General features: G+C 30.4%; 15 protein-coding genes and 1 tRNA gene. 1 reads left to right on the top strand and 15 read right to left on the bottom strand.

Annotation, left to right across the window (positions count from 1 at the left end):
* Positions 1-16: 16 nt before the first annotated feature.
* The 9 genes from KO494_RS06500 to KO494_RS06460 all read right to left on the bottom strand — a co-directional run bounded on the left by KO494_RS06500 (position 17) and on the right by KO494_RS06460 (position 16,185).
* Positions 17-2,998, bottom strand: coding sequence for a TonB-dependent receptor (locus KO494_RS06500; RefSeq protein WP_215966784.1), 2,982 nt, complete (start codon positions 2,996-2,998; stop codon positions 17-19).
* Positions 2,999-3,294: 296 nt separating this feature from the next.
* On the bottom strand, positions 3,295-7,410 hold the full coding sequence (locus tag KO494_RS06495; RefSeq protein ID WP_215966783.1) for a two-component regulator propeller domain-containing protein: 4,116 nt from the start codon (positions 7,408-7,410) through the stop codon (positions 3,295-3,297).
* Positions 7,411-8,441: 1,031 nt separating this feature from the next.
* A complete protein-coding gene (locus KO494_RS06490; protein ID WP_215966782.1) occupies positions 8,442-10,565 on the bottom strand; it encodes a SurA N-terminal domain-containing protein in 2,124 nt (707 codons plus the stop codon).
* A gap of 157 nt (positions 10,566-10,722) precedes the next feature.
* Positions 10,723-12,012 (bottom strand): hemolysin family protein, encoded by a 1,290-nt coding sequence (locus KO494_RS06485; RefSeq protein ID WP_215966781.1) that lies wholly within the window; start codon positions 12,010-12,012, stop codon positions 10,723-10,725.
* Positions 12,012-12,206 (bottom strand): hypothetical protein, encoded by a 195-nt coding sequence (locus KO494_RS06480; protein ID WP_215966780.1) that lies wholly within the window; start codon positions 12,204-12,206, stop codon positions 12,012-12,014. The genes KO494_RS06485 and KO494_RS06480 overlap by 1 nt, the downstream gene beginning before the upstream one ends.
* Before the next feature lie 43 nt (positions 12,207-12,249).
* A complete protein-coding gene (gene lptC, locus KO494_RS06475) occupies positions 12,250-12,801 on the bottom strand; it encodes an LPS export ABC transporter periplasmic protein LptC (RefSeq protein ID WP_215966779.1) in 552 nt (183 codons plus the stop codon).
* Positions 12,801-14,129 carry a hypothetical protein gene (locus KO494_RS06470; RefSeq protein ID WP_215966778.1) on the bottom strand — a complete coding sequence of 443 codons (1,329 nt, stop codon included), beginning with the start codon at positions 14,127-14,129 and terminating at the stop codon, positions 12,801-12,803. The genes lptC and KO494_RS06470 overlap by 1 nt, the downstream gene beginning before the upstream one ends.
* Before the next feature lie 20 nt (positions 14,130-14,149).
* Positions 14,150-15,457 carry a hypothetical protein gene (locus tag KO494_RS06465; RefSeq protein WP_215966777.1) on the bottom strand — a complete coding sequence of 436 codons (1,308 nt, stop codon included), beginning with the start codon at positions 15,455-15,457 and terminating at the stop codon, positions 14,150-14,152.
* Entirely contained in the window at positions 15,457-16,185 is a 729-nt protein-coding gene (locus KO494_RS06460; protein WP_215966776.1) for a type III pantothenate kinase, read from the bottom strand. The genes KO494_RS06465 and KO494_RS06460 overlap by 1 nt, the downstream gene beginning before the upstream one ends.
* Positions 16,186-16,333: 148 nt before the next feature.
* Here KO494_RS06460 and KO494_RS06455 point away from each other — a divergent pair.
* Positions 16,334-16,409: transfer RNA gene (locus KO494_RS06455), tRNA-Phe, on the top strand.
* Positions 16,410-17,101: 692 nt separating this feature from the next.
* On the opposite strand, the gene KO494_RS06450 is transcribed toward KO494_RS06455, so the two are convergent.
* The 6 genes from KO494_RS06450 to KO494_RS06425 all read right to left on the bottom strand — a co-directional run bounded on the left by KO494_RS06450 (position 17,102) and on the right by KO494_RS06425 (position 22,783).
* Positions 17,102-17,275: a hypothetical protein gene (locus KO494_RS06450; RefSeq protein WP_215966775.1), complete on the bottom strand. Its 174-nt coding sequence runs from the start codon at positions 17,273-17,275 to the stop codon at positions 17,102-17,104.
* Between the two features lie 238 nt (positions 17,276-17,513).
* Entirely contained in the window at positions 17,514-17,906 is a 393-nt protein-coding gene (locus KO494_RS06445) for a hypothetical protein (protein WP_215966774.1), read from the bottom strand.
* Positions 17,907-17,916: 10 nt separating this feature from the next.
* Complete coding sequence (locus KO494_RS06440) at positions 17,917-18,339, bottom strand: hypothetical protein (protein ID WP_215966773.1); 423 nt, start codon at positions 18,337-18,339, stop codon at positions 17,917-17,919.
* A 488-nt stretch (positions 18,340-18,827) separates the two neighbouring features.
* Positions 18,828-20,294, bottom strand: coding sequence for a hypothetical protein (locus KO494_RS06435; RefSeq protein WP_252730340.1), 1,467 nt, complete (start codon positions 20,292-20,294; stop codon positions 18,828-18,830).
* A gap of 5 nt (positions 20,295-20,299) precedes the next feature.
* Positions 20,300-22,234 carry a T9SS type A sorting domain-containing protein gene (locus tag KO494_RS06430; protein WP_303427150.1) on the bottom strand — a complete coding sequence of 645 codons (1,935 nt, stop codon included), beginning with the start codon at positions 22,232-22,234 and terminating at the stop codon, positions 20,300-20,302.
* Between the two features lie 135 nt (positions 22,235-22,369).
* Positions 22,370-22,783 carry a hypothetical protein gene (locus KO494_RS06425; RefSeq protein ID WP_215966771.1) on the bottom strand — a complete coding sequence of 138 codons (414 nt, stop codon included), beginning with the start codon at positions 22,781-22,783 and terminating at the stop codon, positions 22,370-22,372.
* Between the last annotated feature and the right edge of the window lie 118 nt (positions 22,784-22,901).

Here is a 22,901-nt window from a genome sequence, read left to right as displayed (position 1 = left end):
AATAATTAAACGATAATTAAAAGGTTAAATCAAGGCCAAAAAGTAATGATCTGTTTTGAGGATAACCAATATTATCAAATCCTCTTAAAGCACTACTATATGTATTTGTACTATTAGACGAAGTATTCACGTCTGGATCATAACCCAAATAATCTTTAGATTTGATTAAGAATAAGTTAGTACCTGTAAAATACACTCTTAATTTAGAAAATCCTTTAACACTATCAGTAGGTAGTGAATACCCAAATTGCAAGGTACCTAGTCTAAAATAGCTAGCATCCTGCACATATAAACTACTAGAAACATTCCAAGAATTACTTCCTGCTCTAGGGTAAAGCGCGTTATCTGGATCTGCATAAGACCACATATTATCACGAATTGCAGCAAAGGAATTTAGTTGTGTTTCACTAGCAAGAAACATTTCTTCATTATAATTTTCATTTCCTACGCTGAATGGAAAAAATGCCATTAAATCAAAATTCTTGTATCTAAAACTAGTTTGAAAACCTCCGTAAAAGTCAGGATTAGCACTTCCTATAATAGTCTTATCGTATTCTGGATCATAAACACCATCTGGAACTCCATCTGGTCCACTTATATCTTTATAAATTGCATCACCTGTTGCAGGGTCTACACCTTCATAAATAGCACCCCAAAATGTTCCTACTGGTTCACCAACAATTAAACGGCTATTTGTATCGTTTGCAGGAGCAGCTAAATTACTAGTATCTATAAATGAATTAACACCTAATTCTAACACTTTATTTTTAAATGTAGAAACGTTTAAAGTTGTAGTCCATCCAAAATCTTCATTGTCTATGATTTTTCCAACTAAAGTTAAATCAAAACCTCGGTTTTCTAGAGAACCAGCATTTTGTAATGTATTTTCATAACCTGTTATAGCAGGAACTCCTGCATACAATAATAAATCATTTGTTTTTTTATAGTAGTAGTCTAACTCTGCAGAAAATCTTGAGTTGAACATAGAAAGCTCCATACCTAAATCAAATTGCGAGGTTGTTTCCCATTTAAGATCTGGGTTTGATAAATTTCCTTGCACTACACCTGCTACAATTACACCATCTACAACAGTTGCTGTATTTAATGTTGTAAATGTTGACAAAGTACTAAACGGGTTTACCCCTTGATTTCCTGTAATACCAAAACTTGCTCTAATTTTAAGATTATTTATGGATTCTATGTTGTCCATAAATGGCTCTTGAGAAATTTTCCAAGCAAGTGCCATAGACGGAAAATTTTCGTACCTGTTGTTAGCTCCTAATCTTGAAGATCCATCTCTTCTTATACTTGCTGTTAAAAGGTATTTATCTTTAAAGGAGTAATTAACTCTTCCTAGGAAACCTACTAAATGCGCTTCAGAATAATTAGAATTTATGGATACGTTTTCTGAAGGCGCAAGTTCAATTGCATTTACACCTACACCATCACTTGGAATTTCGTTAGCAACAATAACAACGGTTTCTCTGTTTTGGGTTTGAAAAGTAGCTCCTGCCAAAACACCTAGCGTATGGTCTCCAAAGGTTTCATTATAGTTTATTGTATTTTCATTAAGAAGTTCTATATCATTAAAGCGAGTAATTGCTGCTTGCCCAAGTAAGCCTTGACGAATACTGGCAGGATTTGAAGATGGAATAAACTGGTGATTTTTGTTATAAATAAAATCGCCACCAAAGGTTGATTTTAATGTAAACTTATCAGACAATTCTGCTTGAATGTAAGTATTAATTAAGGCTCTATCTCTAAAGGTATCATTTTGATTTAATTTGGCATTTGCTAATAAATGGTCTGTTTGATTACTTACTCCAAAATTACCAATAGTATAATTACCCTCACTATCATAAACAGGTTTTAAAGGATCTTCTCTTATTAATAAACGAAAATTACCTATATCATCATTATCTGTTTCTGTTCTAGAAAGCGACAAGTTAACACCTGCTTTAAACACTTTTGACAATTTAGTATCTACATTAGTTCGTAAACTATATCTTTTAAATCCGGATCCTATTACAATACCTTCTTGATTTAAATACCCAGCAGACACGTAATATTGTGCATTATCAGATCCTCCGCTAACAGATAATTGATAATCTGAAATTTGGGCAGTTCTTGTTAATACATCTTGCCAATTTGTTTCTTCACCAGGAAGGTTATTTAAATCGAAAGGCAAATCCATTTGGTCTGGGTCTGTACCATTAATAAATTCTGCAAACTCCCTACCTGTTTGCACATCAATTTGTTGTGGTAAACTTTGAAATCCTGTAGAAGCTTTAAAGTTTACGGTAAGCTTACCTTTCTTACCTTTTTTAGTTGTTACCAAAATAACACCGTTGGTACCTCTTGCTCCATATATTGCTGTAGAAGAAGCATCTTTTAATATTTGGATGGATTCAATGTCATTAGGATTTAGAGTTGAAATATCTCCAGCTCCCACAAATCCATCGATTACATATAGAGGCTCATTTCCTCCAGTAATAGAATTACCACCACGAATTATAATGGAAGCAGAACTTCCCGGAGTTCCGTTAGAAGACGTAACCTGAACACCAGTTGCTCTTCCTTGAAGCGCATTATCTAAACTTGCCGTTGGTGCTACATAAGCATCTTTTGCATCTACACTTGAAACCGCTCCTGTTAAATCTTTTTTCTTGACCTTTCCATAACCAATAATAACGACTTCATCCAGAGCAGCAAGGTCTTCTTCCAATGTTATACTAAATACCTCTTTGCCTTCCACAGAAATTTCTTGGCTGGTAAAACCAATATAAGATATTTGTAATATGGCTGTTTCACTACTAACCTCTATAGAGAAAACTCCATCGAAATCGGATTGCACCCCATTACTTGTCCCTTTTTCCACGATGCTTGCACTAGGAAGAGGTTGTCCTGAATTATCTGTTATGGTACCTGTTATCGTTTTATTTTGAGAAAATGCGAAAACGGATATCATAAAAACAATTGTTGTTAAAATTTGTTTCATAATAAATTGTTGTTTGTTGTTAGTTTTGATTGTTGGTTAGTTTAAAATGTTGTTCGTTTTGATTATTTGTTTATCAGATTTACCCCTTTCTAATTATATAATTAATATTTATTACTTATTATATTATTAATTCAATCGATAAAATCGATAATTTTTAAATTTTTCCGATTCCAAAGTACATAAACAGATAACAATAGGCTTACTCAAATCATGCTAATTACTTGCATGATTTGAGCAACACCTATGTCTATGTAAAACACTGTATTACAGCACAATAAACAAACAAAGAAGATCTATTAATTAGTTTTTTTGGTGAATTCTGAAGGAGAAACACCATGTATTTTTTTGAAAGTAGACGAAAAATAAGATTTTGACTCTATCCCAATTTCAAACATAATGTCTGCAGCAGTTAAATTTTTATTTGCAGCTAACAATTGTGCAGCTTTTTGCAAGCGAAAATTTCTAAGATATACGTTAGGAGCTTGCCCAGTAAGTTCTTTTAATTTTCTATAAAAATGAGAAGTACTCATGCCAATATCTGTAGCTAATTCTTCTACACCAAATGCTGAATTAGACATATTTTTCTCTATAGAAATATTTATTTTTTGTAAAAACTGTTTATCTCTTGAAGAAGTCATTAATGAATCTTTAGGAATGGAACTGTTTCTAGAAAAATGAGCAAATATGCGTTGTTTATTTTCTATTAGTGTTTTCACCCTAACCTCTAAATACTTAATAGAAAACGGCTTAACAACATAATCATCAGCACCTAATTCTAGTCCCTTAATTTCCTTTAAGTCATCACCCATTGCTGTTAATAAAATCACTGGAATATGACAAAATTCTATACTAGACTTTATCTTTTCGCAAAAGTCATAACCGTTTAGTTTTGGCATCATTACATCACTAATAACAAGTTGTGGAGGATTTTCTTGTATTTTTTCTAATCCTTCTTCACCATCAGACGCTACTAAAACATTGTATTTGCTTTTAAAAGATTCATATAAAAAAGAACGCACATCTTGCTCATCATCCACCACCAAAATGGTAGGCCTCAGAACATCTAGTGTTTCGTCTTGAGCACTCTCTAATTCTGCAGGCAACCAATCTGTTACCAGTTTTTGGTATTTATTTAGTTCTCCTTCTTCTAAATACTCTCCTTTATCTACTACAGGAAGTTCAATTCTAAAGGATGTCTTTTTACCCACCTCACTTGTAACTTCTATAGAACCATGCATCAATTCTATCAACGATTTACAAAGTGCCAGACCAATACCAGTACCACTCCAATCATTTTTTTCATCTACACAACGATAAAAACGATCAAAGACTCTATCGACTTTATCGACAGGAATACCATCACTAGTATTTGTTACTTGAATAAAAAGACACTCATTCCCATTGTTTTCTATAAATCCTGCTTCAATATTTACTTCTCTGTTTAAATTGGAATATTTAACAGCATTAGAAAACAAGTTTAAAAGCACACGTTCTGTTTTATTGATATCTAACGAAATAAGCTTGTTTGGCTCATCTATTTTATAATAAAAATTTAGAAGTGTTTTTTGTGAATATTCTTCAAAAGCTTCCATTAAAGGGTAAATAAAATTACCCAAAGTAATTTTTGAATAGTTTAATTCTAGATGTCCTGTTTCTGCTTTTCTATAGGATATAAGCTGATCGATTAATCGTTGTAATCTTGAAATATTATTTTCAATAATTGAAAAGTACTTTTGGGTTCCTTGATTATTATTTTGTTCCGCTATTTTTTCTAAAGGGCCAATAATTAAAGAAAGTGGTGTTTTAAAATCATGAGAAATATTAGTAAAAAATCGCAATTTTGCTTGGTTCATATCTCGAACTCTTTCTTTATCTAATTGTTCGAACTTTAGTTTTTGGTTTAATTTTTCTACTTTAACCAAGTACTTAAAAACACCATAAGTAATTAGTATTACCAAAATTATAGCGAGTGCAATACTCCACCAACGTGCATACCATGGTGCTAAAACGTCTATGGTAAAACTTTCGGTATTTGCAGTCCATACACCATCTCCATTCGCTCCTTTATATAAAAAATTATAAATTCCTGGACTTAAGTTAGTATATGTAGCTGTTGCCTTGCCTGCATCAATCTCAATCCAATCTGTATTAACTCCCTCTAATTTATAAGCTAATTTATTTTTATTAGGTGTAGCACTATGCTGTACAATAATATCTAGGGATAGATTTCTACTATCATTACCAACAACTAATTCTTTTGTATCAGAAATGGAACGTTCAAGAACCACTTTATTATTGACTTTTTGCCCAACGACTATTGGTTGATTATTTATTTTTAATCGTGAGATTAATATTTTTGGAGTGATTTCATTTTTATTTATTTGATTCGGATTAAAAATGGTTAAACCATTAACACCTCCCATTAACATGGTACCACTTTTAGTTTTTAGATAGGCTGATTGTCTAAAATTATTACTTAAAATCCCATTATTTACATCATAAAAATCGAATGTTTCATTTACCGGATCAAAATGACCAATTCCCATGTCTGTGCTTAGCCACAATTGTTCTTTATCATCTTCTAAAATTCCATAAATCGCTTCATCACGAAGTCCATCTTTTTTATGATAGCCTTTAATTAAAACTGGTTCCCCTAAGGCATTTAACTGAATTTTCATTAATCCGCCTCCAAATGTTCCTAACCAAATATTTTTATTAAGGTCTTTATGTATTGAAAACACACGATTATTACTAAGTTTTAATGCCTCATTATCAGCACTTGAAGTTAAATGGTTTTTCACCAACCATTGGTCATTATTATTAGTGACTCTATAAACACCATTAATTGTTGCAAACCAAAAATTCCCAAAATCATCTTTTAGATATTCATTAATTTGATTGTTATCACCTATATCAAATAAAAGCTGAACTGTTTCAATAGGTTTGTTATTTAAAATTGATTTCCAAGGATTATCAAGCATCAAAATTTTAGATCCTCCTAAAATAATTTGGTCGGCATTCATTTGTTCGATAAGACGATAAAAAATAGGATTGACGAGTTCTCCTTCTATTCTAATTTGTATTTTTTTTAGAATATCTTTTTTTTCATCATACAAGTAGATTCCTTCGCTGGTACTAATCCACCAATATCCTTTATTATCCTGATAAATACGTAAAACCCATTGATCCTTTAACTCACTCAATTGCTCTTCAAGTCGATTAAAATGAATCTGATTAACTTTTTCAATATTTAATTTCTTTTCTGTTCGGCAAATAGTACTTTCGAAAAAAGACATCCAAATTCTGCCATCAGAAGCTTCTGTTATATCTGTAATTAAGTTCCCTGATAACGATGTATCATCATAAGGATTATGCCAATAATTTTGGAAAGGTTTTTGGTTTTTATCTAATTTATTCAATCCTCCTTGTGCAGTACCTATCCATAATACACCAAAAGCATCTTCAAAAAAACAATTAATTCGGTTACTTGTTAAACCGTTATTATACCTAGAATCAAATTTAAAGGATTTAAATTCCGTTTTATTTGTATCATAATATACAATCCCATTTTTTCTTGTACCAATCCATAATTTTTTCTCTTTATCTAGATATAGGGATAGCACATCATATTGTTGCCCGGAATTCTCTGGATTATCGGTAAAATGTGAACCAACAGTAATTAGTCGGCTATTTTCATGAAACATTTGGTAAAGTCCTGAATTTGTCCCTACCCATAAGGAGTTATCTACCTTTATTATTTTTTTAATATTATCTATACTTTCATCTAATTCTAGCTCTAAAATCCCAATTGCATAATTGGTATTTTCATTAAAATCTACTTTGTAAATTTTATTACTGGTAGCTACAATCAACTCTGTATCTGAATAAAATTCTATATCTGTAATGACATTGTTTCCTAATACCTTTTCTAAATTAATCTCTGTGATTTTATCAATTCTGTCTAAGTCTTCGTGCCCTGAATAATAAACTTCTATCTTTTTATCACCACCTACAAAAACTCTATTATTAGAATCTTCTTTAATACAAATCGCTTTTTTAGTAGTTTTTTTTATGGATAGAAATTGCTCCTTATCTGTTAAGTATATATTTATTCCTTCACTTGTTACTACCCATACTCTACCCTTAGAATCACTTAAAAGATGTGATACATAATTATTAGTTAAAGATTGTTCATTTTCATGGTCGTGATAGTAATATTCAAAAGAATAACCATCATATCGTACTAATCCATTTGGAGTAGCTACCCATAAATACCCTTTAGAATCGGAAATAATAGCACTTACCGTGTTTTGATTAAACCCTTTTTCACTATTAAATGACTCTATTCTTTGGGTACTAGGCTGTACCTTTTTTATTTGAGCATAACTAAAACTCACTGATAAAAATGCCAAGAGATATATTAGACTCCTTTTCATATCATAGTACGCTTTACGATTTTAATTTGACACATAATTTTTAACGCATTTAGCTGTAATAACCAAAAGACGAAAAGAATAATTGATTATTGCTAATTCTTATTTTCACTCTAATTCCTTCTTTAAATATAACCTTTCCTTTTAAGATTCCTACTGAAAAGGAATGTACACATTATCTAAGCGATTAACAATCTAAAATTCAAAACGTAAAAATTTATTACCCTTAGTTTTAATCCTACTTTGATTTTATAATACAAAATGGTTAGAAAAACAACCAAATTTCTCACAACAAATTTGTTCTATAACTTACTATAAGTTTGTTTTTAAAAGTAAAATAATATGATTTTTACCTGTCTTTCTAAAGAGAATACTCAAAAATAAAAAACCGCCATAAATGCAAAATAATTTATAGACCGATGGCTATGGTCTGGAATACACTTTTTCAACAATTATACGTGTTATTTTATGTAAACAACTAACACTTTTGGCCATCTAAATTGTTTAACTAAATATTGAGCTGCTTTTGCCGCTTAAAAGACCTTATTCGCAACAAAAATAGAACATGTAATTAATGTTTGTGAACAAAGAAAAAACGTTCCTTTACAAATTTGATAAATAAATAAAAAAACTATTTATCCATTATACGCTACTTTATGTACAATTTAAACATTGACAAACTATATAAGATCGTTAACCACTAATGTTTAAACAAAAAAACACGTTCTTTTACGTGATTTAGAGAGTAACTAACACATACCATTATTACAATCCTACCAATAGGAAAACCTATAAGACAATATAAAAACGCACTTTTTCTTTAATTGTTTTGATAAGTAAATTCCAAATAAAAAAAGACTTTCTGTTTATGATTTTCTTTTTTTAAATTCATAACAAACAGCAGTTTATAATAGGCATACTATTGTTTTAATACTAAATAGTAGACATAAAAAAAGCGACCAAAAGGTCGCTTTTTTATTATATATACATTGTGTAAACAAACTTATAGTTTATTGTACTGTATTTGCTCTGTTATCTTCAATCTCAGCAGCTTCTTTTAAAGCTGTAAATAATCTTGAATCTACTGCAGATTGTTTTTGTTGTGCTACCTGGTTAGCAAAAGCTTGGTAGTTTGCTAATTCAACAGCAGGAGTTACTTTACTAACTTGAACCATATATACTCCGTTTTCACCAACAATTAAATTTGAAGTTTCTCCTTCTTTTAAACCAAATGCAGCACCAACTACTTTAGGCTCTCTACCAACACCTGTAACTGTAGGTGTTTTCATATTAATTGCTAAAGCTGTTCTTACAGTTTGACTTTCTGCACTTGCTACACCTTCTAAGGTTGTTGCAGAGATTCTATTTTTAATTATATCTGCTTTTTTAGCTTTACGTATTGCAGGTAATGCAGTAACAGATGCGTCTTGCGTATTCATCATACCTGCTTTATTTTTAGCAGTTAATTGAGCAATAACAAAACCATTAGTAATAGCAAATTTCTTAACATCTCCTACTTCTGCATCTTCTTCAAAAGCCCAACGAACAATTGGTCTTTGGCTGTTTAAACCAGGAATATTTTCATCTAAAACTTTAATAGAGTTTACAGGACGTACTGTATAGTTATTTTCTTTTGCTACACCTTCAAAGTCTCCTTTTGCTACAGCATTTTCAAAACTAGCTGCATCTCTAAAAACTTTAGAAACAGTAGCTTCACTTGGCTCAATTTTTCTAGCAATAGTACCTACTTTAATAGTACGTTGTAAATTCTTTTGATCTAAAATTTCAATGACATGGAACCCAAAAACAGTTTCTACTACACCAAAGTCTCCTTTTTTATTTTCAAAAGTAAAGTCTCTAAATTCTGGCACCATAGCGTTATATGTAAACCAATCTAAAACTCCTTCTTTTTCATTACTTACTGTATCTGCAGAAAAGTCTAGTAAGCTAACAAATTTTGAAGGCGTAGCTTTAACTACACGCATGATACTATCTGCAGTTGCTTTAGCTTGTTCTTTTGTTTGTACAGTTTCTGCTGTTGCAGAACGAGAACCTACAAATGGTAATAAAATGTGTCTTGCTTTTACAGAATCTGGCATTTGTGTTACAGCAACTACTTTAGATATTTTAAAGTGATTAGCGTCTTTATAAGGCCCAAACACTTCACCAACATTTAAACTATAAATAGTATCTGCTACAGCTGTTGGCAATTCTGATTTTTTAATAAAACGATCATCAAATTTAATATCAGAATTTGCATTAATAAAAGACGCGTTGTCTTTTACATTTAAGAAACTAGAAATAGTGTCATTTCTTTTAGTTACTTCATTATATACAACTTGATCTTTTAAAAGATTATTTAAGTTTTGTTTTATTGCGTTTTCATCTTCTAAAGAAGCAACTTCATTAAACTGCACATATTGTATGTTTCTAGAAGCTTCTACTGTGTATTGCTTTTTATGCTTGTTTATATAGTTTGTAATATCACTATTAGAAACTGTAATTGTACTATCTGCAATAGAAGAAAAAGGTACTTGAACAAATTTAATATCTACTTGCTCTCCTTCTAATTTATGTTGTAATTCTCCTTCTGCAAGAGTACCAACCATACCAGCCTTAACCATATTAGTATAGTTTTGACTTAGTGCGTTTGCTGCTATTCCTTCTTCATAATCAATCCACTGTTGGTATGCTACAGCAGAAGTTTCTTTTAAATTAGCAATATATTCATTCATTTTATTTTCATCAAAAAGGCCTGCTTCGTTTTGAAAATCTGTATTACCAGCTAAACTTGTTTTTAATAGGTCACGCATTTGGTCTTTTTCAACAGTAAAACCTAAAGCATCAAATTGTGTTTGCATAACCGCTTGACGTACTTCTTGGTTCCAAACGTTGTTCATAGCTTGTGTGCTTGTTCCGTTTGCTCCCATTTGACGTTGCATTAACTCTACTTTCTGCATAAAATCTTCACGCGTAATGTCTTTGCCATTTATGGTAGCTACCACATTTTGTGATTTTGCTGTAAGTGCATCACTGTTTCTAAACAAATCTGCTAATACAAATGAGAATAACGCTAAAGCAATTACTGCTATTAGTACTAATGATTGTTTTCTTATGTTATTTAAAATTGCCATTTTTGGTATAAATTTTATTCAATATAGTGCGCGAAAATACCATTTTCTATTTAATAATGAAAGGGTTATTTTGATAAAATGTAATTGTAGTTGAAATTGCTGCTAAAAATTAATATTTAGACTACTACCTAATCACGAAAGGTATGTGTAAATAAAACTAATCTTGCTCTAAAACTCTTAATGCTACAAGATCTATTTTAGTATTAGATACTTCTAGAATAGTAAACTCAAAGTTTTCAATAGTTACTATTTCTTCTTTTTGCGGAATTTCTTCAGTATGCGCAACAATTAAACCTCCTAAAGTTTCATAATTTTCTTCTTCTGGAAGGTTTATTTTAAAGGTTTCATTTATATAATCTACCTCTAATCTTGCTGAAAACTTATAGTTATTTTCGTCAAGTTTTTCTTCAATTAAAACTACTGTATCGTGCTCATCTTCAATTTCACCAAAGAGTTCTTCAACAATATCTTCAACAGTCATAATACCAGAAGTGCCTCCATATTCATCTAACACCACTGCTATACTTTTACGTTTTTTAATAAGCACATTAAGCACATCATTAATTAGCATGGTTTCTGGAACAAAACCAACAGGAAGAATAATAGATTTTATTGTTTTTGGTTTTTTAAAAAGCTCAAAAGAGTGTACATAACCCAAAATATCATCTATATTATCTTTGTATACGATAACTTTAGAACAGCCTGTTTCTGTAAAAATAGTGTTTAAGTTTTTAATAGATTCATTGATTTCTACAGCTATAATTTCGGTTCTAGGCACCATGACTTCTCTAGATTTTACTTCGGCAAATTCTAGTGCATTTTGAAAAATTTGTATTTCGGTATCTATATCATCATCCTCTTCAACAGACTCCATTTGCTCACTAATATAATTACCAAGTTCTACTTTGGTAAAGGCTAACTGTACTTGATCTCCTTCGGTTTTAAAGAATTTTTTTAGTACAAAATCTGAAATCCAGAGTACAAAATCTGAAATAAAAGTAAATAGCACATAAAAGATATATGCAGGAAATGCCAATATTTTTAATAAGGAATTAGCATAGATTTGAAAGAATACTTTAGGTAAAAACTCTGCGGTAATTAATATTACAATTGTTGAAATTATAGTTTGTGTTAACAGACTAAAATCTACAAACACGTAGTTTACTAAACGGTTAGTAGATGGTAACATAGCTTGAAACCAATTTACTAACAAATCTCCCATAAAAAAACCATAAACTACTAATGCTATATTGTTACCAATAAGCATTGTTGCAATAAATTTTGATGGTTTTACGGTAAGCTTAGATAGTATTTTTGCTAAAAATCCTTCCTGTTTTTTTTCTATTTCTATATGTATTTTATTAGAAGACACATAGGCAATTTCCATACCTGAAAAAAAGGCGGAAAGAATTAAACAAACAATGATAATAACAATGTAAACACTCATTACTTAGCGTTATTGTTGTCTTTATATTTATTATTAAATTTTCTTCTAAAGAAAAACATAAATATAGCTAAAGCCGTAAATGCTAAAGAGACATAAGCCCTGTTGCCTTCTGCATTCCAATTACTTACAGCATCATATAAAAATAGTGCTGCAAAAAACAGGTATATGTATTGAAAAAACTTAGCAATTTTCATTTGTCATATTTTGGTTGAAAGTTATTTGTATCAAATATAAGTATTATTCTTCTAGTGTGATAATACCATCAATTTCTAAAACCTCTGCTTTTTTAAATTCTGAGTCAGAATCAAATCCGTTTCCATTGATAAGGTCACGACCTTGCCTAAAAGTAACTGGCTGGTTTGTAAACAACCACTCGTTACTTTGGTCATAATACAACTGCTCTGCAAATAAGGTGTCTTTTTTGTGTGATGTAACCACCACATTGCCTTGCAGATCAATTAGATTAGTTTCCTTATAAGAAATAGCATAATCTGCAATTACTGTATTTTTTTGGTTTAACTCATCATACATATGCAAGATAATGCCTTCAGGAAACTCATTATACCCAAAATCTCTATTGGTAAAGTCTAGCATTTTAGGGCTAATAAGATTTGCTGTTACTCTACCAGAATCTGTGTATTTTAAATTAATATCTTCTGCAATACCAATAGGTTGATCTTCTGAAACACCAATTTTTTGCACTTCGTTGAAGTTGCTTTTACATGAAAAAAACAAAGTCACAGTAAATACTGTGACTAAGCTTTTTATATATAAATTATGGGTTTTCATTATAGGTTTGGTACAGTTACACTTCTACCAATCCAACATCCAATACTAATAGTTTGTCCTGCTTTTCCTGCAGAGAAAATTTCAGATTTACTTGGTGCTTTTGCCTCATAATTAGCTGCTAAACTAGAGCTACCAGCTTTTCTTGCTTCTGCAGCTGCTAACCAAAATACAGCTCTTTTATTAAAGTTAGTATCACCACAACTGTTTGCACTTGCTGCATACATTCTAGCAATTTGCTCGTATGGTTTTTTATCAGATGGGTTTGCAGACAGAGCTTTCATAAAGTATTCTCTTGCTTTACCATAGCTTCCTTTTTGTTTAAAGTCTCTACCAATAGTATTGTAAAGTTTTGCTTTTCTAAAAGGATCTGTTTCTAACTGTAACGTTTGGTCAAAATATTGTTGTTCCCCTGTAATTAAGTATAGGTAGTATGATGTTTTTGCGTTAGGCTCTATGCTGTTTTTTTGTTTTACCACTTTAACAAACATAGGATCTTCTTTACAACCTTTTTCGTACAATTTATTCATTGCTCTTTGTAACCAAACACCATCGTTTTTGTTTTCTTCGTAATCTTTTTGGTATAAAGGAATAAGGTTTGTACAGTTTGCTCTATCTCCTAATTTAGAATCTACACTACCAGAAATTTGATCAAAAGCTTTTAATGAGCTTTCATAATATCTTTTGTATTGTCCTTCTTTTTTAGTTAAAGCAGTTCCTGCTTCTTCTTTAGCGATAAGTTTATTTAATCCTTCAGAACTACTTTTTACTTCTGTTTCAATTTTGTCTACAACATCATCATACTTATTAAAAAGCTCTTGGTCTGTTTTTTTACCAGCATCATATAAATCTACCATTAAAGAAAAGTAAGTATATAAAGACTTTGCATTTTTAAATGTTTTTAAATCTGTTGTATAAGCTTTATCAAAAGCATTGTAAACATCATCATCTGTTAAACCTAATTCGGTTTTATAATCATACATCAACTGTGCTTTGTCTGATAATAAATCACCAACTTTAGTTTTACTAGGATAGTTTTCTAATTTTTCATCCCAAAGTTTTAAAAGGTCTTCAATAAAAGCCACTTTTTCTGCTCCAGTAGAATTATCAATTTTATGTTTTAATATTTTTTCACCATCTACAGGAATCGCGTTGTTAAATTTAGGCCATTTAGTACGAACTTCCATCCAAGGTTCATATGCTGCATCATAATTTTTAGCTTTCACATATTCATGAAAAATAGAAAGCTTAGTCATCGCTTCTTCATTTTGAGCAAACCCAAAACCTAGTCCTAGAAATAAGATTGCTAATAGTGTAATTTTCGTTTTCATCGTCTTCATAATTTTTGATGTTAATCGTATTTGCTTTTTTGGAACCATCTATCGTTCAAAGATAAACTTAATTGGAAATTAACGAAATTCTCTTGTATTAAATTTTGGTTAGTTGTACCACGTTTTCCGACTTCAAAACCTAAGTTTGCATTAGAGAATAAATTGCCAACTGGTAATCCTACTCCAAAAGATATGCCAAACTCATCTATAGACTCTCCATTGATAACTAATCCGGTCTTTTCTGCTCTAAATCCTGCACGATACACCATTCTTTTTAAGTAAGACCTATAGGCATTATAATCTGGAATATAAAAACCACCTAACGAAAAAGTATTACTGTTTTCATACGTTGTTACAGTATTTGCTGATGTATACAATTCATTATTAAACTTACTTGTTTCTTGAAAAATACTTTCTACACCTACAAACCATTTTCTTGGGTCTCCAATACCTACACCAAAAGTAAATTTTGCTGGCATTACTAAGTCTGTTTCTTTTAAGCCTTGCGCTTCTAAATCTCCTTCTAAAGTATATAAAACAGATTCTAATCCTGTTGCGCTATTTATTACAATGGTATTTAAAGATCTTTGGTTTTTAGATTTTAAATCACTTTTAGGAGAATAAGTTGCTCCAGTAACTAACTCTAACTTTCCATTAATTTTTGTTTTGTAAGAAAGCCCAAGGTTATATGTTAAGCCACTAATATCTGATCTGTTATTTTCTCTTGTTTGGTATTGCAATAAGCTACCATCATCATAAAGGTACTCAATACTGCTTCCTTCAATATTTCCAAAGTTATACTGCACATCAACACCAAAACTTAAATCATTGGTTAATTGGTATCCTGCAGACAAATAAGTTCTGTTAACACCTCCATTTCCTTTAAATCTATTGGTAATACCATCATCACCATAACGTTCTAGCTTATAACCTACAGAAGTATAAGGCATTAAACCAAAACCAATACCTAATTTACCTAGTGGTAATGAAACTGCTATATAATCAAAAGTAGAAGCTGAAGTACGATCATTATTAGAATCACTTTTCAGTTTTGTAGAGCTGTGACTTCCACCAACAGTAAATATCATTGGTCTACCTTCGTTATTGTACAAACCTAAATCGCTACCTCCATAAGATGCAGGATTTCTTAGATTTACATGTATACTATCTGTATAAATACTTAGTCCTCCCATGCTTCTGTTTTCTACAGTACCTTTAAATTTAAGGCTACCCATTCCGTAAAAAGAATATGGTGAAGTAGTACCTTCTTGAGCGAAACTTTGAATTGCAAAAAATGCAATAAAAACTATTACCAGTTTTTTTATCATTAGTGTGTATTATATTGTAAAATAAAATTCAATCCCTCTAAAAGGAAATTAGAGTTGGCAAATATGCTACTTTTTAATTGTTTAGACAAAAATTTAGTGTCTCCTCCTGTTAAAATAACTGTTAAATCAGGATATTTTGACTTATATTCTTGAATAGCACCATCAATTTCATGTAAAACTCCTTTTATAACTCCAGAATGCATAGCGCTAGTTGTGCTGTCTCCAATAATGTTTTTTGGCATCTCTGTTTTTAATAACGGTAAATTTGCTGTAAAATGATGCAAAGCATCATAACGCATTCTTATTCCTGGTGAAATTGCACCACCTACATACTGATTTTTATTAGTAATAAAATCAAAAGTTATACAGGTTCCTGCATCAATAATTAAAACATTTTTATTGGAATATTGTTGCACAGACGCACTAACCAGAGCAATTCTATCTATACCTAAAGTTTTAGGAGTACCATACAAATTCTTAAAAGGCACTTTGGTTTCATGACTTAAAATAATTGTTTTATAATATTTTTCTAAATAAGTTAAATCTGTTTTTTTTAATTTTCCAACAGAAGAAAATATTGTTTTATCAATGTTTTTATATTCTTTTCTTATTAATCTTAACGTTTTTAGCACATCTTTACTACGTACTTTATAGCTATCAATAATCTTATCTTGCTTAAAAACAGCTAGTTTTACAAAAGAATTACCTACATCAATTATTAGATTCATATTACTTATAAAAGCATCAAATTTACAAAACGAGTTATTTTAAACTCCCTTTTTTTTCAATTAAAAAATAAATATTAAATATTTTTCATTTTTTTCTTTGCGAATACCAAAAAGGTACATATATTTGCACTCGCAATTTTATGCTACTGGTGCCTTAGCTCAGTTGGTAGAGCAAAGGACTGAAAATCCTTGTGTCCCTGGTTCGATTCCTGGAGGCACCACCACTTAAAACCCGATTCAATGAATCGGGTTTTTTGTTTTTAATAACCTACATTATGTTTTCTTAATTTTATATAAAATTCTGTTTTAAACCATAATGTATTTTTTTGATTTGGGACTTTTAATCAAAATCTGGAAATTTAAAAACCGCTTCTTTTTTTTACTACTACGCTACCGTAACTTTTTTAAATGTAAAATTAAATCTTAGGCTTGCAATACTTTAAAAAAATTTTTTTAGGGTTTTTGAATTTATATTTAATGCTTAATGAACATTACAAAATAAATACTGGGCTTAAAATTGTAAAAACAAAGGCCGTTTTTTCTCAAGCACATGTTTGGTACACACTGTTTGTAAGGCATTTACACTAGCGCATAACTACGATATAAACTGCTTTAATACACATAAGAATTTACCTTAAACACCTAATTATAAATGCTACAAAAAAAAAAACACTAAACCAAACCATTTCAAGCGTTATTTAAGACCTAAAAACAAAAAACCCGATTCAAGAATCGGGCTTTTCGGTTACATAGGGAAAGGGTATTATAACAGCTATTAACAACCATTATTACTATTTAGGTATAGACTTAACTACTTTTTACTAAGCTATAGCCTTTATTTATTATCTTTAAAAAAGAAGCATACATTCTACTAAAACAGCATCTTACAAACACTATTTAGAAGTTACTAGCCTCCTTATTTTAAACTAACATCTTCTGCCTCAGAATCAAACCTATTAAGATATGATTTTAACGCTATTGTGTTGTTTTCTAAATCATTAGTTACAAATAACTTATTAGAACAACTTGAAAAAGAGGTTTTCTTTTTCTCTTTATTATTGTCCTGAGAACTAGCAGATGAAGCTTGCATATATTTCAATGTTTTTAATTAATCTTACTTAACTTTTTAAATTCTTTTAAGAATTGAAACCATCCATTTCCAGCATATTACCTTACAAGAAGACACTATCTAGAACAAACATTGTTTTGTAGAAGGTTTTTATTTTAACAACACATTCTACTTTTATTTTTTTTTAAATTAAATCACAACAACTATTTACACACATTTTAAACACTTTCATTTTGTTATGAAATTTTATTCTTTTGCCTCAATAACGACTTCTAGCATCTAAACAATATTCTTTTGCAGATTCTAAATCATTAAATACCACAAAAGGTGTTGTAGGTTCATAAATCCTTTTATAACTATTTATTACAAGTCTTACACCAATACTATTTATTAAATAAGCTTCAGAAATCCTTAATTTTTTTAATATTGGCGAGTTAGACAATAAATTAGCAGACTCTCTTGTAAGCGCTCCTTGAGCGTTTCTTAAATCAATTAAAAAAGGCATTGGTTTACCATTACACAACCTGTCAATTACCTTTATAAATAACTCTATTTTATCTACGTCTATTTTATAATTAACTTCTCTACTTCTAAATTGACAGTAAAGAATATTATTGTCTGTCCAAAATTTGGAATTTCCAACTATAACCATGTTCTCCATATTAAATCTCACAGCTAATGGAGTTAAAGACATCATAATATTGATGACTATAACGCTCTGCTAAACCAGAATCTATAAAAATTGAATTTGGCACTTTAGAATCGCTAAACATCACATAATAAGAAAGCAAGATTTTTTGTTTAAAGTTTTTTACTAAAAACACTTTTGACAGAACACAACTTCTAATCTTACAATTGTTTGATAAAAACTTAAACAACTTTACAGAAACAGAACGACTAACCTCTTTAAGATCAAAAATCACTGGTAAATAGGATCCGTCTGACAATATTGAAATAGCTTTACAAAATAACCTCTCATATTCTTGACAAGAAAAATCTACAACAGAATCATTATACAACTTACAATAGATAATATTTTGGTCTACCCAAAACTTAATATTATTAATAAGTATCTCTTCTTTCATTATTATTACTTTATTTGAAAATTTGTATTCAACAGAAGTGCCAAAAAATATTTTTTAAAAGAATTAATACGTAAACCACTGAAAACAAACGGATTATTTTTTATATTTTATTTTAACCAAAATATAGCACTATCGATATTCCGTAAATTTTTAGACTAAAACGGAACAATTAACGGTATTCCGTTAATTTTAACATGATTAAAAGTTACTTAATAACACAGTATTAAATTAGTTTTAGCATTTTAACGAGCAAATAATATGTGCATAGCTAGAATAAAAACAAATGTTTTAAAAAGATGCATACTCCCTAAATTAAAGCCTTTAAAACACAACAACCCTTTTATTTAACAAGGAGATATAATTGCTTTTATAGATTAAAACCAACTTTATAGCAGATAGCCACTAAAAAAACACCTCCAGTTTAAAACAAATAAAACTGGAGGTAATTTCTATCACTTTATACTCACCAAACTTTTTTAGCAACTATTTTATTTGATATTAATATTTAATGAAAATACGGTTATTGATGAAGTACCAGAACTATTTAATCGTTGTCCCCAAATTTCTATATAGTCATTTGGAGCTAACTCAACAGTTCCTGAAATAGAAATACTTGAAATGTCTGAAGTATTATTAACACGCATTAAAGTATTTGTTTCGGTTAAAGTTTCTATTCCTTTTTTTCTTATAAAAAAAGCGTAATAATTACCAACGCTTGTATTTCCTCTAACAGACAGCGCTGCATTTATTTGAAATGTTCTTGTTTTTTGCCCTAAATAAGTTAACCTATTATCTTGAGGGGAAGACATTCTTAAAAGGTTAACAGAAGCTGTAGAGTTTGAATTACTATTCCCTCTTAAATTTAACGGACTTCCATTTGTTACACTTTGAACAAAACCTGTTGTAATGGTTCCGTCATAATAAATATTACCTGTTGCAACTTGATCTGACTCTACCGGAAGACCTGGACAATCTACCGTCCATGCATTATTAAAATTAAACCCTGGATAGGATCCCGTAGCATATTTATTTACATACTGTGTACTAGAACCACTAAAGCTAACTCCAGTAAGAACACCACTTTGAACTACAGGACTACTACTTACATCTACACCTATAGTAGTACCATTTAATTCTGAGAATCCGCCTTGTTTTTCAATAATACCAAAATTTCCTGTAAACGTTTCATATGTTCCTGAATTATTAGAAAACCACCCCATATTACTCAATAATAAATTGGCTATGTTACTATACGTTACTCCTGTTGTATTTCCTGAAAATTGAACAATACTTAAAAACACCAAGCCATAACCATCAATAGTACCTACAGATGCAGAGCTAGCAACAATAGAATCTCTAAAAACAAAACTTTCTGCACTTGATCCTGTTAAATTAAAAACAGTTCCACCTGGAGCACTTAGTGTTAGGTTTCTTATACTTCCTCCTGTAGAACCAACAAACATTGTTCCTCCAGATTTACTTAACTTATCTTCATTAGTATCTAAACCAATTAAATACGCATTATTTAAATCTATAGATTGCGCTAAAGTAATCTCTCCATTTATTTCATATAATGTATTTGAAGTTAGCAAATACTTACTACCTCCTCCTGCTGCAAGTTCATCACTTAAATCTGCAGCTGAAGTTATTATTTTATGATTACTTCTAACACTTGATTCTGACTCCATCTTTGTCCAAGTACCTGATTTAAAAAAGTAAAATGCATTTTCTGTTATATCATACACTAACAAACCATTTGCTGGACTTGAAATTGCGGTTCTTTCTGCAGATGTCATTCTTGGTGCTAACATTCCTTTTTCTGTAGAACTTAGATCTAACATAGAAGAAGCATCTGGTGTTAAGGTACCTATACCTACTTGAGATAAGGCACTATAATTAAAGCTAATAAAGGCTGTTAACGTTAATATGGCTATTTTAAAGTTTAATTTTTTCATAATAATTAGTTTAATATTTTTTTAGTTAATTTACCCTCTTTGGTTTCTACATTTACCAAATAGATTCCCTGGCTATGATTGAATGGTATTTGTAATCTATCTTTATTGTTTAAGTCTGTATTTGCTTTAAAAACTTCTTGCCCTAAAACATTATATATTTTGATGCTTTTTATTGTAATTCTTTCTGTGTTATTCACTACAATATTGTTATTTCCATCATAAAAAACATCCACATTTAAAGCATTTACATCTGTATTAGATAAAGACTCTTGTGGCAAAAACACTAAAGAGTATCTATCTAAATATTCGCCAGCAGGTAAATTGATATTAAAATTAGAAGCTGTTAAATTGTGTGTAGTATTTAAAATATTATCTTTTAAATAAATGGTGTTTTCAAAATTGTCTATTTCATCAATCATAATTTCATGCAAACCTGCTTCTGAAATTATAATCCCTAATGGCAGCTCTAAGGCTTCACTAAAAGAGTTTACCCCTTGAATTGCAAACTTTTTATCTAATTCATCATCAACTATAAAGAAAAGATCATCCTCTCTACTATCTATCAATAAGGCGTCATAACCAAGGTTATAATGTATATCTGCAGGTGAGTTGGGCAAAAAAGCTAAAAGTAATTGTCTATGAAACCCTTCGGGATCTTGATAACCTATTCGTATGTATTTATTATCGATATCACGTTCTAGGTCATCACCTAAACCAGTACTAACATCAGAATCTGTATTATCTGCATTTGATGTTCTATAAAAAACAGCATCTCCTGAAGATTCTGTTTTAAAATCTCTTTGTGAATTATTAAAAACTATAGATCCGCTTGCGTAAGCATTAACAAAAAAACCCTGAGCCACTGGCACATAACGTTTAGGAGCTTCTGCACTACCTGCCGTACCAATACCTCCTATTAAAGATGCAGATACAGAAGGCGCTGTTCCTCCTGATAAATTACGTATAGCATAACCACCTAAATAATCTGTGGTACCATGTGAATTTGACCCTCCATCTACCCAAAAGTAAAGCGCATCAAACAATGCTAAATTATCTGTAATAAATGCATCTGTATCTAATGCTGAAGGATACGGATTACCTAATAAAGATTCTTCTCCAGAATTAATAAGCATTAAATACTCCCCATTATTTGGCGCTCCATAAAAGACATAATTTTGGTTAGCTAAAGCAGTATTTGTTCCTTTCATAGTATACCCTTCACCAGGATTTAACATACTATTTTGGTTTAAACTAACCCAATCTCCATACGCTCCTGCACCTTGTAAGTATTTATAGATCCACCTTGTATTAATGGTCAAGGCAGTTGTAACATTATCACTACCATCTAAAACAGAAGGCACACCGTTATAAGGCGAACCAGAATTAAACAACATTGTTTGTGGATTAAACGGATTTACGCTTGCATCTGTACCATCAAACTTACCGCTTAATAAGGAAAAGACACCACTATTATTTACTGGTGATGACCAATAATTGTATTTATAAGCAGAAGCATAACCTTGTTGGTCTATCAGTATTTTTCCAGAACCTATAGTATTAACATCTGTACCTAAATGTTTTTGTATAAGCTGCGCTTCACCAGTTAAACGAATATCACCACTCACTAAACTAAGAGAGTTCTCTATTTGCAAAGCAAAACCATCTACTACAGACACACCTTTTTTGCTTACTGCAGTAATATCGATTTCTAAATTATTAAAATTAACAGCATTTGAAGTTCCCGAAATACTTACTAACGGGTTCGCTGAACTTTTAAAATAGGTAGTTCCTGATGTAGACGAAGTATTTCCGTTATTTATAAAACTATCATTTAAATAAAGGTTTCCGTTGCTTGCATGACTTCCTGTGCTTTTATTAGTGTATTCGTTTTCAAAATACACATTTGTTGTAGGTTCAATTTGTAATATGCCTTCATTCACAATTTGCGAATAACAACACAGAAAGTTGCAAATAATGAGGCAATTAAAAAAAAAGTATTTCTTTCTCATAAGTTAATTGTTTAAGGTTTGTATTAGTTATATATAATTTAAAGGGAAAATTATTTTAGGTAGAAACTAGCTAAGCGCGTTATACATTTTATTGTTTTCATCACAATAGCGAAATGCAGATTTAAAACTTTTAAAAACCGCATCTGGAATAACAGTTATGCGTATAAAATTTTGAAAACTTAAAAGGACTTTTAAACAGTAAGAATTAACTAGGAAAGTTTCTGAGAGAACTATCGACTTAATTTTGGAATTATTCGATAAAAATTTAAACACCTTAATAGAGGTATAAAAATTAAGGTTTTCCATATCAACTAATATAGGTAAATGTTCACCACTTGATAAATTAGAAATAGAAACAGAAAATAAATCCTCTAGGTCTTTACTTATATATTTTTCATTAAAACCACGAACTACGTTACAAAAGATTACGTTTTGATCTACACTAAAATTAAAAAAGTCTGTTAAGTTATTGTTTTCCATTGGTATTAGTTTAGAAAACGTATTCCAATACAGGTGCCAAACATTATTTAAAAACAAAAAAAAATCACAAAACACTGTAAATCAGTATTTTATGATTTTATTACGCTTTCTAGCAAAT

The sequence above is a fragment of the Lacinutrix sp. C3R15 genome (genome assembly GCF_018860825.1).
GTDB lineage: Bacteria > Bacteroidota > Bacteroidia > Flavobacteriales > Flavobacteriaceae > Oceanihabitans.
Note: the sequence above shows the minus strand (reverse complement) of the source record. Positions and strands in the feature narration are given on the sequence as shown.